At 38.4% G+C, this 13,714-nt stretch carries 13 protein-coding genes and 1 pseudogene; 11 read left to right on the top strand and 3 right to left on the bottom strand.

What is annotated here, in order from left to right; genetic code table 11:
* The first annotated feature begins 40 nt into the window (after positions 1-40).
* The gene (locus tag QF028_RS14465; RefSeq protein ID WP_429466419.1) at positions 41-667 is read left to right on the top strand and encodes a class I SAM-dependent methyltransferase; all 627 of its coding nucleotides are present in this window, start codon (positions 41-43) and stop codon (positions 665-667) included.
* 261 nt (positions 668-928) lie between these two features.
* Here QF028_RS14465 and QF028_RS14460 read toward each other — a convergent pair whose 3' ends face one another.
* Positions 929-1,471 (bottom strand): TetR-like C-terminal domain-containing protein, encoded by a 543-nt coding sequence (locus QF028_RS14460; protein ID WP_429466417.1) that lies wholly within the window; start codon positions 1,469-1,471, stop codon positions 929-931.
* Between QF028_RS14460 and QF028_RS14455 the strand changes: the two are divergent.
* The 6 genes and pseudogenes from QF028_RS14455 to QF028_RS14430 all read left to right on the top strand — a co-directional run.
* Positions 1,387-2,357: pseudogene (locus QF028_RS14455) on the top strand (YhgE/Pip domain-containing protein); the annotation flags it as partial. The gene QF028_RS14460 and the pseudogene QF028_RS14455 sit on opposite strands and share 85 nt — an antisense overlap.
* A gap of 193 nt (positions 2,358-2,550) precedes the next feature.
* Entirely contained in the window at positions 2,551-2,877 is a 327-nt protein-coding gene (locus QF028_RS14450; RefSeq protein ID WP_168243974.1) for a hypothetical protein, read from the top strand.
* A gap of 516 nt (positions 2,878-3,393) precedes the next feature.
* Complete coding sequence (locus QF028_RS14445) at positions 3,394-5,559, top strand: xanthine dehydrogenase family protein molybdopterin-binding subunit (RefSeq protein ID WP_429466414.1); 2,166 nt, start codon at positions 3,394-3,396, stop codon at positions 5,557-5,559.
* Positions 5,552-6,019: a (2Fe-2S)-binding protein gene (locus QF028_RS14440; RefSeq protein ID WP_215007276.1), complete on the top strand. Its 468-nt coding sequence runs from the start codon at positions 5,552-5,554 to the stop codon at positions 6,017-6,019. Before QF028_RS14445 ends, QF028_RS14440 begins: the two co-directional genes overlap by 8 nt.
* Positions 6,013-6,885: an FAD binding domain-containing protein gene (locus QF028_RS14435; protein ID WP_429466412.1), complete on the top strand. Its 873-nt coding sequence runs from the start codon at positions 6,013-6,015 to the stop codon at positions 6,883-6,885. The genes QF028_RS14440 and QF028_RS14435 overlap by 7 nt, the downstream gene beginning before the upstream one ends.
* A 178-nt stretch (positions 6,886-7,063) precedes the next feature.
* On the top strand, positions 7,064-7,858 hold the full coding sequence (locus QF028_RS14430; RefSeq protein WP_429466410.1) for an XdhC family protein: 795 nt from the start codon (positions 7,064-7,066) through the stop codon (positions 7,856-7,858).
* 392 nt (positions 7,859-8,250) lie between these two features.
* On the opposite strand, the gene QF028_RS14425 is transcribed toward QF028_RS14430, so the two are convergent.
* Complete coding sequence (locus tag QF028_RS14425) at positions 8,251-8,667, bottom strand: MerR family transcriptional regulator (protein ID WP_429472341.1); 417 nt, start codon at positions 8,665-8,667, stop codon at positions 8,251-8,253.
* A 382-nt stretch (positions 8,668-9,049) separates the two neighbouring features.
* On the opposite strand from QF028_RS14425, the gene QF028_RS14420 reads away from it, so the two are divergent.
* Complete coding sequence (locus QF028_RS14420) at positions 9,050-10,090, top strand: NAD(P)-dependent alcohol dehydrogenase (protein WP_429466408.1); 1,041 nt, start codon at positions 9,050-9,052, stop codon at positions 10,088-10,090.
* 156 nt (positions 10,091-10,246) lie between these two features.
* Here the strand turns inward: QF028_RS14420 and QF028_RS14415 are convergent, their stop codons facing one another.
* Positions 10,247-11,149, bottom strand: coding sequence for a LysR family transcriptional regulator (locus QF028_RS14415; protein WP_429466406.1), 903 nt, complete (start codon positions 11,147-11,149; stop codon positions 10,247-10,249).
* A gap of 313 nt (positions 11,150-11,462) precedes the next feature.
* On the opposite strand from QF028_RS14415, the gene QF028_RS14410 reads away from it, so the two are divergent.
* The 3 genes from QF028_RS14410 to QF028_RS14400 all read left to right on the top strand — a co-directional run bounded on the left by QF028_RS14410 (position 11,463) and on the right by QF028_RS14400 (position 13,695).
* Positions 11,463-12,266: a cytochrome P460 family protein gene (locus QF028_RS14410; RefSeq protein ID WP_429466404.1), complete on the top strand. Its 804-nt coding sequence runs from the start codon at positions 11,463-11,465 to the stop codon at positions 12,264-12,266.
* A gap of 22 nt (positions 12,267-12,288) precedes the next feature.
* A complete protein-coding gene (locus tag QF028_RS14405) occupies positions 12,289-12,987 on the top strand; it encodes a DUF4405 domain-containing protein (protein ID WP_429466402.1) in 699 nt (232 codons plus the stop codon).
* A 132-nt stretch (positions 12,988-13,119) separates the two neighbouring features.
* Entirely contained in the window at positions 13,120-13,695 is a 576-nt protein-coding gene (locus QF028_RS14400; protein ID WP_429466400.1) for a cyclophilin-like fold protein, read from the top strand.
* Positions 13,696-13,714: the final 19 nt, after the last annotated feature.

Here is a 13,714-nt window from a genome sequence, read left to right as displayed (position 1 = left end):
TAGCCAAACTAAAATAAAACATAAAGGAGATAGAGATATAATGGAATTCTGGGAATCAAGTTTTATAGAAAAACAAACGCTGTGGGGATTTGAACCTACGGACTCCGCAATCTTAACAAAGGACTTTTTCCTTGAAAGGAATGTTAAAGATATACTAGTACCAGGTATTGGATATGGTAGAAATGCAAAGGTTTTTGTTGACAATGGAATAAATGTTACAGGTATTGAGATTTCAAAAACAGCGATTGATTTGGCGAGGAAAAATGGGCTTGATATTAGTATTTTTCATGGTTCAGTAACTGACATGCCTTTTGATAACAAACTCTATGACGGAATATTTTGTTATGCACTTATTCACTTATTGAATAATCGTGAGAGAGATAAGTTTATTAAAGATTGCTATAATCAGTTAAAGCCAAATGGATATATGATTTTTACAACTGTTTCAAGAAAAGCCCCAATGTTTGGTAAGGGCAAACAATTGGATAAAGACTATTTCGAGATAATGGAAGGCGTAAAAATGTTTTTTTATGATACTGACTCCATAAAACAAGAATTTGGAAAATATGGACTTGTAGAGTTTTCAGAAATTGACGAGCCAAGTAAGAACATGAAAAATAAACCTCCAATAAATTTTTTAATCGTAAAATGTAAGAAAGAAATATAAAGATACGGAACGAGCCGAATCTTAGTTGGGCGAATACATAAAAATGCTTCACACAGCATGTTGATCCTGTGCAACAGTCCTTGAGAAAACAGCTTAAAAAAAGATTGTGAAGAAACGTACTTAAAATAACGGGTGCAAGAGGTAGAAATGGAGATCGCTGCGGCGATCTTTTTGCTTGGTGAACTAACGAAGCAGGTTAATTGAATAAGCAAATAAATCAAAAAGGGAGACTACCTGTTTTTCTAAGGTAATCTCCCTTTTTCATCTAAGGATTTGCTTTTTCAAACCAGCTGCAAAGAAGGGTCCATTAACTGTTATGGTTGATAGGATTTGAGCCATTTCTTGAGGAGATTCTTTCCTACCACTATTCAACCATTGTTGAATTACTCCTATATGTGCAGACGAAATGTAAGAAGCTAAATATTGTCCTGGAACAAGTAAATTTTCCTCCTTAATAAGTGCGTTTGGATCATTTCCAAACAGCGTTTTCCACATAAAATCTTTCAGCCTTGTTTGAAAGGTTAAATCGCCTTTTGGACCTAACACAGCTTTCATAAAACCACTATTTTCATTAAGAAACTCAAATATTAAAACTGCAAGGGAAAATGGTGTTGCAGTCGGTGAGTTAGTTTCAAGTGCAGCAATAACACTTGGTAAGTTCTTTTTTGCAAGTCTGGACATCTCAAGCATAATCTCTTCTTCGAATTTGGTGATTAAATGAAGACCCTGCTGTAAAATGGGTTGAAGTAAAAACAGCAGAGAAAGCACAAAAAGGAATGGATAATCAAAAATATTATGCAGCATTGGTAATTCCGACAGATTCCAGTGCTAAGCAGGCATCATTAAGGACACCAGCACCTTCTTCACCTGAAGTTCAAATATATATCAATCAGGGAATGAACACAGCAGCTTCAACGATTGCAGGACAGGTCTTAAATGGAGTAGTTGACAATATGAACAATAAAATTCGTACCCAACTACTTGATGGTTTTGAAAAACAAGGTGCAACTTTAACAGCAAAACAAGCTGCAAGCCTAGCGATTCCTATATCAAAAAAAGTCACAAATGTTAATGAAATTGGTATTAATAGTGCAAACGGAAATTCTCCTGTTTCCTTATTTCAGCCATTATGGATAGGAAGTTTGGCAAGTGCGGCTATTATCTTTTTGGCTGTTAGTAAATTATCAATTACAAATCGGAAAGAGAACCTTATCACAAAGATAGGACAAATTTTAATAGGTGCGATTGTTCCCTTGTCGTTGGATTTGGTTTAACTTGGCTGGCAGGTGATATGGTAGGACTTCATATTCCACAGTCTACGGACACAGCTTTATTCCTATCGATTACTTCCTTTAGCTTTTTCCTAATGATTTCATCTGTACTTTCGTGGTTGGGAATCAGAAGTATCGCTCTTTTTGCCCTATTGTTATTCTTTGGGGCACCATTGCTTTCAATGGCTCCAGAAATGATGTCTCCATTTTATCGAGATTGGATTTATTCTTGGTTACCAATGCGATTTATGATACAAGGCTTGCGTGAATTGTTCTTCTTCGGGAAAGGATTAACCTGGAGTTCACCTGTAACAACTCTTTTATGGATTGGAGTAGTAAGTATGGTAATCATACTAGCTTCTGCTTTAAAACTTAATTCAATAAAAAACAAAACACAAAACCAAAAATTAGAGAGTTAACAATAAACAAGCCGTTTCCTTATGGGAAACGGCTTGTTTTAGCAAAAGTTTGTGAATAAACGCACTTAAACTAACGGGTGCAATAGTTAAGGATCACCAGCTGCTTCGGCGGGTTAAACTTCGGTACCATGTCATGGGTAATACATATAATAACTACAGTTAATCTAATAAATTTATACGAGGAGAAAATCTTATGCTTACCGAAGCCGATGCATTTAGAGTAGGCGGTTTAATAACTGTAGTACTCATTGGTCAATTGCCCACACCATGCGATGAAGTAGAAGAACTCGTACATTACCCGGCAAACGGAATGGGTTCTGCTCAAATTTTTCTTAGAGAAGGCAGAAAACCCGGACTGGAAAATATGTACTGCACACAGGGATTGGGGAGAATATGGAGTATGAATTCAGAGATTCGTGATCAATATTCTAAGACTGTAGAGATTTTTATAAATGACCAATTTGTGAGGAAAATTCGAGTCATAGAAATCACATATGAAGGATGGCATAACATACATTGATTGTAGCTTTACCCCTTTTTCATATATAGTTAACACATCTTATCTACCCGTATGAGTAGTCTTTCTTTGAATTAACTATGTCTATCTTTCTGAAATTTGATTTGATTGTGAAGAAATGTACTTAAGCTAACGGGTGCTTTACTTCAAAAGGAGTAGAGCCTTTTTTTCTGTTGTTCAGTAATGGGTAGCTTTAACATAATAAGGAACAAGATTAAAAAGCCTAAAATATACAAGTTATCATACACAACTTGTATATTTTGGCTTTTTTTAATTAGTGGTTTAAATCTACCTTGACTGATTGAAACGGAAAAGAACAAGCAAGTTAAATGAAAATACTTTGTCAAAAATTCTAACATAAATAGGTAAAGCTGCCCGAAATAAAAATATAATTAAAAACAACGATATTCTTGAATGAAATTAATCATAAAATATCTTTCACATTTATAAAATCGAAAGAAGAGGTTTCTCTATTTATAATGTGTCCGCTATAAAAAATGAGTCGAAGGGTGTTGTGCAATGAGTCTCAAAGACATAAGTACCTCAGTGCCCAAAAAGGATCATACAGGAAAAGTATCGGGCCAGCTGCCCTATATTAGTGACGTAAAAGTGGAAAATATGGTTTATGGTGTTTTGGTTCGGTCTCAGATTGCATATGGAAAAATCATCTCCATCCAATTACCAAACCTTCCGGAAGGATATGAAGCGGTTGGAGCAGAGGATATCCCTGGTCCGAATTATGTCAAAATTATCAAAGAAGATCAGCCCATTTTTGCCAATGAGTGGGTCAATTATATTGGTGAGCCAATTCTGATGCTCGTAGGAGAAGACCTGAATATCTTGTACCGTTTGTTAAATGAAGTAGAGATTGAATTTGAAGAACATTCGCCTATCTATACATTGGACGAAGCGATCAAGCAAAAATCTGTAGCCGGGGTCAATATGGCTAGCTATGAATTTGGGGAAAGCTTAGAGATCATTTCAGCGATCGAGCAGGGAGCCCATCAAATCATCGAAGAAGAATATGATACGGGTTATCAGGAGCATGTCTACCTTGAGCCACAAGGAATGCTCGCTATTTATAAGGACGATGAAATTGAAGTCCAGGGATCGATGCAATGTCTTTATTATATAAAAAATGCCTTGCTAAGCGCTTTAGCCTGTGGTGACGATGATGTCAGAGTGGTTCAAAGCCCTACTGGCGGAGGTTTTGGCGGTAAAGAAGAATTTCCTTCGATGATGGCGTGTCACGTAGCTGTTGCGGCAAAAGCAGTCAAAAAATCGGTGATGCTCGTGTTCGACCGTTCGGAGGATATGGTGGTTACAACGAAAAGGCATCCGGCCAAACTCAACTATCGAACGGCCCTTGATAAGGAAGGAAATATTTTGAGCCTGTGTGTTGACATCTATCTCGATGGCGGAGCGAATGTGGGTTTGAGTTCTGTCGTGCTGCAGCGCGCCTTAATAAACAGTGCCGGTGTTTATCAAATTCCGCATTTTCATGCAAAAGGCTTTGTCTTAAAAACCAATACCGTTCCGAATGGCGCCTTCAGAGGCTTTGGTGCTCCACAAAGTTTTGCCGGAATCGAAAGTCATATCGGACATCTTAGTAAACTGGCAAACTTCGACCCACTTGAATATAAACGAAAATACCTCGTTAAACAAGGAGACCCCACCATCACCAAAGGTATATTCCGTGACCCCATATTAATGGAAGAGATGATTGAGCACCTGCTCAACACGTCGGAATACAAAAAGAAAAAAAAAGAGTTTCAGCGTTTCAATCAACAAAATCAGCGTTATAAAAGAGGCATAGGAACTTCGCTGTTCCTCCACGGCTGTGGATTTACAGGCAGTGGCGAAAGGGACCATATTAAAGCAACGGTGAAGCTGGTTAAATCAAAGAACGACCAAGTATCGCTAAAAATCTCAAATTCTGATATGGGACAAGGCATTTTAACAACGCTGTGTAAAATTGTCGCCAAAGAACTAAACCTCCCGTATGAAGATGTTTTGTACCCTTATCCCGATACAAAAGAGGTTCCAGACTCTGGTCCGACCGTTGCTTCCAGGACGACAATGATTGTCGGGAAATTGCTGGAACGGGCCGCAAAAAACCTTAAGGATAAGTGGCAATCAGGGGTGGAACAGGAAGTAGTGGAGCATTATGTTCACCGTGAAATGATCCCTTGGGACGAGAAAACCTTCACGGGAGATGCTTACCCGGCTTATTCCTGGGGTGTGAATTTCGTTGAGTTGGAAGTGGATACGTTAACAGGAAATGTAAAGTTAGAAAAAGTATACGGCAATTATGAAGTAGGGAAGGTCATCGATGAACGGATTATGAAAGGCCAAATTGACGGTGGTTTGGCTCAAGGATTAGCGTACGGATATTTAGAAAAGATGACGTCAAAGCAAGGCAAGATCCAACAAAAAAGCATTTCGGATTATGGACCGCCGACTTCATTGGACGTTGTTCCAATCGAAAGTAAAGTCTTTGATAACCCTTATGCTGACGGTCCATACGGGGCAAAGGGCGCAGGTGAATTGACGTTAATCGGCGGCGCTCCAGCAGTCCAGGCTGCGATCGAAGATGCACTGCAAACTTCTTTTCAGCAAATTCCGATAACACCGGAAGTCATTATTGAAAGTCTGTGGATGAAAGAAGGTGAAGAGGTTGATTAAATTCACACTAAATGGAAGACCCGTAGAAACAGACGCCCCTGCTACAGCAAGATTACTAGATTTATTAAGAGATGAGTTTGAGTTAATCGGAACAAAGGAAGGCTGTGGTGAAGGCGAGTGCGGAGCATGCAGTGTTTTTGTGAATAACCTCCTGCAAAACAGCTGCCTTATTCCCATTGGCTCGATTACTGGTGCCGATATTCAAACGATAGAAGGTATACTTGAAACGGAACAATTTAAGATTTTAGATGAGAGCTATAGCTTAGCAGGGGGAGTGCAATGCGGCTATTGTATTCCGGGGATGATTATGGCAAGCGCAGCTTTGTTATCGAAAAATCCTCATCCGTCAGAGGCTGAAATCCGTGAAGGTATTTCTGGAAATCTGTGCCGATGTACGGGCTACAATATGATAGTTGATGCGATCAATGAGGCAGCTAAAAAAGGTGATGGCATATGGTAGAGAAAATAACAACTACGTATCGCTTCGATCGCCTAGACCAAACGTTGAGCCAATTGAATAGAGAAGAGTGTACAATCATGGCTGGCGGCACCGATGTCATGGTTCTTCACAAAAGTGGAAGGGGAGTACCTCTGAAACTCCCAAAACCGCTTGTTTTTATTGATCATCTTTCCGAATTAAAAAGGGTGTATCAAAATCAGAAGGATCTCCACATCGGGGCTTGCTGTACCTATAGTGAATTACTTGAACATCCGTTAATCCCGGTACCATTAAAAAACGCCATTAAAACCATTGCGGCCCCGGCAATAAGAAACAGAGGGACATTAGGTGGGAATATTTGCAACGCCTCTCCAGCCGGTGACACACTTCCATTATTATATGTATACAATGCTAAGCTTCTGTTGCGCTCCGTAAAAGGTGATCGAATGGTTGCGATTAGCGATTTTATTCAAGGTCCACGAAGGGTGCAGCGTAATCAAAATGAGATATTGGCTGAAATTATATTGCCGTCCGTATTAGCAGATGGTGCACATGTCGTTTTTGAGAAAGTCGGCAACCGCAATGCAGATGCCATTGCCAAAGTAGGGTTTGCAGGATATATCCGGATAAATGATGCTCGAATCGAAGATGTGCGCTTTGCCTTCGGGGCAGTCGGACCTACAATGGTTCGTTCCATTGATATTGAAAGGAAGCTAGTTGGAAAAACCATACCCTTAGCCGATGCAGACATCGCTCAGGTTGTAGCAGCTTTTGATAAAATCATTCGACCAATCGACGATCAGCGCTCCACGGCGACTTACAGAAAAACCGTTGCGTTAAACCTTTTACGTTATTTCCTTAGCATGAAGCAATATCAAGCGAATTAATGTTTTTTAGGCTATGTTAAAGCTTATTGTTGATTTTGGCACCCTGTTGACCTTCGTTCCAGGCGCGAAGACTCCTGTGGCAGGCTCCCCGGACCGCCCGCGAACCGCACGCGCCTGGAACGGAAATCAACAGGCAAGTTTTACATAGCCAATGTAAAAAAAAGGGGGGAGCTTATTCATGCTACTGATGGAAAAAGTAGCCATACTGAACCGTCAAAACGAAACCTTTGCCTTAGCCATGATTATTGAATCAAAGGGCTCAACTCCCAGGCATGTCGGAAAAATGATTGTATACCGTGATGGGTCAATTGAAGGCACGGTCGGAGGTGGCTTGGCTGAACACTACATCATCGAAGAGAGTGTAAAGGCGCTCCAAATGGGTAAATCGAAAATCGTTGAATACAAATTAAATAGACATGCAAAAGATGGAATTCAAATGAGTTGTGGGGGAACGTTGCGGGTGTTTATTGAGGTCTATACAAGCAGGCCTGAACTCGTTTTGGCCGGAGCCGGTCATTTAGCCTATGCGTTATCCAAGCTTGCTGATTCCCTTGAATATCCTTATTGCATTGTCGATGATCGCGTTGGTTATTGTACGAAGGAACGCTTTCCTAATGCGACGAACCTTTTTGTGAACGAGGATATTGGAAAGGCCATACTCGCAGCCAACTTAAATGAAAAGTCATATGTGGTAATTGTGACAAAAGATGGTGATGATATTGTCTTAAAAACAGCACTGCAATTTCCGATTGCCTATGTTGGGATGGTTGCCAGCAAGCGCAAGGTCATACACATATTTGAAAAATTAAAAAGTGAAGGGGTCACGCAAGAACAGTTGGATCAGGTCCATTCCCCAATCGGTTTGGAAATGGGCTCGGAAACAACAGCAGAAATTGCCATTAGTATTATCGGTGAAATCATCAAGGTAAGCAAGGAAAAAAAGTCTATGAAAGTGAAACAATTAAGTAGATAAGGAAAAAGAAGTAACAGCGGAACGGATTTAATGCATCTTTTTTAAAATAAAAAGCCTTAGGTCAATGCTTTATGTAATTCAAAGCGTTGGCCTTATTTGTTATTTTCCATTTGGTAAATAGTAGGTCTCTATACTTTTCTTAAGATATTAAACAATATGGATTGATTTGTTCAATAATCAACAAATTGCATGAATTTAACGATTGCATGCATTCTGTTGCTATTAATAATTCTAAGTTACGTGTGAAAGAAGGGCCTTTAGGAAAAGGCCCTTCTTAATAAGAGTTAAAGTTAAGTTCAAGTCAAACGAAAGACTCAAATTAAAAAGTTCTCCATTCTTTAATTAAATCATGGCATTATAAATTTTTCTATTTATATACAGGTGACTTTCTGTTAATTAGAAATGGAGATTCCTTTTTTAGTATTTTTATGAATATCTTCCGTTCCGGCATCTAATGCAGTCTTATAATATAAGCATTTATGCTCGATAACTTCCATTGTTTTTTTTAGTTCTTCCATCTGTGCTTCAACATGAGCTTTTCGGTCTAAAAACATGTCATATCTTTGTTGCAACGTAGAATTCCCATCAGAACACCAATCAATAAAAGTTTTAATTTCCTTAATAGGCATCCCGGTTGCTTTCAGACATTCAATTACTTTTAAAGCGTCGATATCGGATTCTTTAAACACTCGTATTCCGCTGGGTGTCCGTTCTACAAAAGGAATTAGACCCTCTTTGTCGTAGTAACGCAAGGTATAAACTGTTAGATTTAATTCTTTTGCAACTTCGCTTATTGAATATGTCTTCATCATTTTTCTCCTATTTTTAATAATATAGACTTCGAGTTAACTCTATGAATGAGGAGATTTTATCATGGTATTTTCATAATGTCAAAGTCACCTTACAGGAGATTATAACTTTTCTCTGTTTTATGGAGAAATACTTATTAATAAAAGAATATAGTAGTTATCGGCCTATTGACAGTTGGTTTGAAACCATTGTGGTCAGGGGATCTTCAAAAATAATCTAAACTAATCTCTTGACCTAGAGTGAACTATAAGGATTAATATTGTTTTGCAGGAGAGAAAAGTAGGGATAGAAGGGAATGAAGGGGAATTTTAACCTGAGTTCTTCATTTATATCCGGTACAAGCCATTCTCTTGAAAAATATAAATTATTGGAGGTTTTTTTATGATAACTGCTAAAGCGCGAGCTGTAGACGGTCCAGACAAACCGTTTCGAGCTGCTGAAATTAAAAGACGAGACCTTGATTTGCATGATGTTCTGATTGAAATTAAATATGCAGGCATATGCCATTCTGACATCCATACTGCTCATGGCGAATGGGGTCCCGTGAACTATCCACTCGTACCTGGACACGAGATTGCGGGTATTGTCACAGCTGTAGGAGCAGAGGTCACAAGGTACAAGCTCGGTGACCGGGTAGGGGTCGGATGTATGGTTGACTCCTGTGGCGATTGTGAAAATTGCCGTAAAGGTGAAGAACAATACTGTCTCAATGGAAATGTACCCACCTACGCTGGTGTTGACAAATACGGCGAGCCAACTCAAGGTGGTTATTCTACCCACATTGTCGTAACCGAGGATTTCGTAGTCAGAATACCTGATAGCATTGAGCTTGATGCGGCAGCACCATTACTTTGCGCAGGTATTACAACATATTCTCCACTAAATCATTGGGGAGCTGGACCAGGTAAGAAAGTAGCGGTTGTTGGAATGGGAGGTCTTGGGCATATGGCTGTTAAAATTGCACATGCCATGGGCGCCGAGGTAACCGTTCTATCACAATCATTGAAGAAAAAGGATGATGGCTTGGAATTCGGCGCTGACAACTACTATGCCACAAACGACCCAGAAACATTCGAGAAACTTGCCGGATCGTTTGACTTAATTATTAACACTGTAAGTGCAAAAATTGACATTAATGCTTATTTCTCACTGCTAACGCTGGATGGTACACTGGTCAATGTCGGTGCACCGGCGGAGCCGTTGTCAGTTAACGTATTCTCACTTATCGGCCATCGCAGATCATTTGCAGGTTCAATGATTGGAGGCATCCGTGAGACTCAGGAGATGTTGAACTTCTGTGCAGAACACAACATTGTTCCTAAGATTGAAGTAATTTCAGCCGACCAAATTGACGAAGCATACGAACGTGTATTAGCTTCGGATGTGAAGTATCGATTTGTGATTGACACCAGCACAATTTGAGTTAAATGATAAATTCTAATGTTATTTTCGAGGGATGTCCAAAAAGCCTAGCTTTTTGGACATCCTTTTATATATGTTGCTTCAAAGTAGTATTCATACTACTCTCTTATTTTTTGAAAATGGATATTACGGACCCAACAGAAGTGGAGGCTTTCGTCAATTTAAGGTATTTGAAAATTTCGACTGAATTACTTTTAAAAACATATCAGCAGCAGCGGAAAAAACCTGATGCTTTTTCCAAACAATATTTAAGCCAGATTCAAGTCTTGGCTCTAGCGGTCTAAAACAAAGGTTACTGTCACTAGACGTATTCACAATTTTATCAAGAGTTATTGCATAACCAATGCCCTCATCAACCATAATGGCAGCATTATAGGCAAGATTGTAGGTAGTCACGACGTTTAATTTATCAAAATCTTCACCAAACCAATCCGCAAATTCATTTTTAGAAAATGTTTGTTTCATAGCCTGTCGTGAACAGATCAGCGGAACATTTAATAAATCCACTGCTTGAATGGAATCTTTGTAGGCAAGAGGACTGTCTTTCCTCATAACAACGCCCCAAACATCTTTACCAGGGATATTGAAATAATTGTATTTTGATAAATCAGCTGGTTGAATTAAAATACCAAAGTCAAGCAATCCCTTATCAAGCCTTTCGGTCACATCGTCTTCGTTTCCGCTGTAGAGGTGATACCGGATATTGGGGTAACTTAACTGTAAATCTTTTACTACCCGTGCAATCTGTCGCATAGCATCTGTTTCCCCACCACCTATGAAGACATCACCACTTATTGTTTCTTCCATAGAACTAAACTCTGTCTCTAATTTATCGACCATATCTATGATTTCTTCTGCTCTTTTTCGCAGAAGCATTCCTTCATCTGTAAGAAAAATACTGTGACTACTCCGAATAAATAATTTTTTTCCTAACTCTTGTTCAAGGTCTTTTAATTGTCTTGACAAGGTTGGCTGTGTAACATGCAAAAATTCAGCAGCAGCCGTCATGCTTCCTTCTCTTGCAACAGTAAGAAAATAGCGCAAAACTCTTAGTTCCAAAAAACACCCTCCTTTATGATGTTTTAGTATATACGTTTTTGAAATACTCATCAAGCATATCATGATATGAGATATGAGCATTGGCTATATCAAAGGGCCACAGCTAGAATAAATAGTAATAACAATAGTAGAAAGGATGATGTCATTCATTACAGTATGCTGAAATTATTTATGCTTGCGAATGTAACGAGATTGAAAGTAATTTCCTACCATCTTAAGACAACGATGTTCAACTTGGATTAGTAGTCAGATAGAGTCCCAGTCACAATGAATTTACGAGACAATAAAACGAAACTTGGAGGAGGTAAACGATTTGAAAAGACGATTAATTAATTCATTTGCATTGCTTCTAACCCTCATCCTTACTGCTTGCAACGACAATGATACTGAAATAAAGGTCATTTCTCAACAAAAAGAAAATTCCTCAGTGGCTAAGTCTGGGGAATACGCTGAGATTGGATCTGGGGCTAATCTTGTTAAATTTCCTAAAGACCTTAAAAAGGGGATCGTGTTTGCCACTTACGATCGAGGAGATATACATGAAGATATCTACGTAAATAGTAAGGAAGCGATTGAAACAGTGCAGAACGGAAAGGAGCTTCCCAGCGGCACCGTTATTACTCTTGTAGGATATAAGGATGGAGAGATTGAACACTATTTAGTGATGGAAAAGCGTACCGGCTGGGGATCCCAATATTCGCCAGAAGAACGAAATGGGGAATGGGAATACCAGCATTTCACTCCTGATAGAGAAGTGGCTGAAGATAATATTGGACGTTGCTTTTCCTGCCACGCAAATCAGGAAAGGGATCAATATATAAATTCGTTAGATCAAATGAAAGAGTTTGATTTAGGAAAAGTTACAAGTTCGAAGAACAGCAGCTCAGAATCCCTAATCGCAGAAATCCCTACAGATCACTGGAAGGTAACTGCTCATATGAAGAATTCTAAAGATGTAAATAAAGAAGAAAGTAAATTAATAGATGATGAGGAAAAAGCGAAAAAAATTCAGGATGTTCTGTTGAAGATGTATTTACAGCAATATGAAGCTAATGGTTGTGTTGCCATTAAAAGATATTTGCATGCTCACAAGGAAACACAATCTAGTGATAAATAGGCAATAGAAAGAGGTGAATGCTTTGAATCGCAAGATGTTATTCAAGCTAGTAAATGACGTTGTTATGACAGTACTCATGTTGATAGCAATGGCTTACTATATTACTGGAAATACAATTCATGAATTCGTTGGAGTTGTCGTTCTTATATTATTTATCGTCCATAATTTTTTAAATGGACGTTGGTATAAGCTGATTTTAAAGGGAACGCATAATTTAAGGCGCATTTTACAAATAGCAATCAATCTACTTTTTCTTGTAACTATGGCGATGATGATGATTAGTGCGGTGCTAATTTCAAGTGATTTATTTCCCTATCCTATAAAAAACGACATGACTCTACGGCAATTACATGTTCAGACAGCCTATTGGGGATTTATCATCATGGCAGTACATGTAGGATTTTCCTGGGGGATGATTATCAATTCAGTGCGGAGGATAACGGGAATTACCGGTACTAGCCGTATTCGCACCATTGGGTTGCGTATTTTGGCGGTGTTAATTGTTGCCTATGGGGTGCATGCTTCCTTCGAAAGAGAAATGGGTTCAAAGCTAATGATTTATAATCCATTTGGTAGTTGGTCCAATGATAATTCTATTATCACTTTTTTAATTGACTACTTATCTATTATGGGAATCTATGTTTGTGGGACACATTATGCTTTGAAATTTATTCAAAAGCAGGAAACACAGAACAGACAATCTAAAATAGCCTTAAAGTGAAGGATTTCAAATGAATTCTTGGACCGGTTTTTCAGGCATAGGTTCATTAAGAGCATTTATAATCACTTTTAGATTTTTGGTTATTCTTCATGTTATTTTCAAACCATTTGTACGAATAAATGAGGAGGAGAAATGTTGGGAAAAGGGTTTAAATTCACACTTTTGTCTATATTGGGGATTTCAACGTTTCTTACAGCTTGCGGAAGTAGTAATAATGGGAGTGAAAACAATGATGATGTTACTCCAAATAAAAATTCAAGTGGTGAACAAATAGTTAAAATCGATGTGCAGGACAAACAAAATAATAAGGATTCAACAATTGATAATGGAGGTTTAGTTATTATGGAAGATGTTAAAGTCAAATTGACATTTAACAATGAGGAAGTAATGGTGAATATGTATGATAATTCAGCAAGTAGAGATTTTTTAGCTCAATTGCCGTTAACGGTAACATTAGAAGATTATGTAGGTAAAGAGAAAATAAGTGTTTTACAAAAAAGATTATCGGCAGACAATGTGCAATCCGGAAACCAACCAAAAAAAGGAGACTTTGCTTATTATTCTCCTTGGGGAAATTTGGCTATTTTTTATAATGGTTTTGGGGATGCCACAAATGATCTTATTATACTAGGTAAGATTGAATCTGGAAAAGAAAACTTTAAAAAAATTCATGGTGATTTCACAGTTCATATTGAAAAAGTCAATTAAAGGAAGAGAGTTGGAGGAA

It is taken from the genome of Neobacillus sp. B4I6, from assembly GCF_050434045.1.
In the GTDB taxonomy this organism is placed as follows: Bacteria; Bacillota; Bacilli; order Bacillales; family Cytobacillaceae; genus Neobacillus.
This window is presented reverse-complemented; position numbering and strand designations above follow the sequence as displayed.

Excerpts from the sequence above, each read along its gene's own strand:
- QF028_RS14465 (WP_429466419.1), top strand. The coding sequence starts at position 41 with ATGGAATTCTGGGAATCAAGTTTTATAGAAAAACAAACGCTGTGGGGA.
- QF028_RS14460 (WP_429466417.1), bottom strand. The coding sequence starts at position 1,471 with ATGCTGCATAATATTTTTGATTATCCATTCCTTTTTGTGCTTTCTCTG.
- QF028_RS14450 (WP_168243974.1), top strand. The coding sequence starts at position 2,551 with ATGCTTACCGAAGCCGATGCATTTAGAGTAGGCGGTTTAATAACTGTA.
- QF028_RS14445 (WP_429466414.1), top strand. The coding sequence starts at position 3,394 with ATGAGTCTCAAAGACATAAGTACCTCAGTGCCCAAAAAGGATCATACA.
- QF028_RS14435 (WP_429466412.1), top strand. The coding sequence starts at position 6,013 with ATGGTAGAGAAAATAACAACTACGTATCGCTTCGATCGCCTAGACCAA.
- QF028_RS14430 (WP_429466410.1), top strand. The coding sequence starts at position 7,064 with ATGCTACTGATGGAAAAAGTAGCCATACTGAACCGTCAAAACGAAACC.
- QF028_RS14425 (WP_429472341.1), bottom strand. The coding sequence starts at position 8,667 with ATGAAGACATATTCAATAAGCGAAGTTGCAAAAGAATTAAATCTAACA.
- QF028_RS14420 (WP_429466408.1), top strand. The coding sequence starts at position 9,050 with ATGATAACTGCTAAAGCGCGAGCTGTAGACGGTCCAGACAAACCGTTT.
- QF028_RS14400 (WP_429466400.1), top strand. The coding sequence starts at position 13,120 with ATGTTGGGAAAAGGGTTTAAATTCACACTTTTGTCTATATTGGGGATT.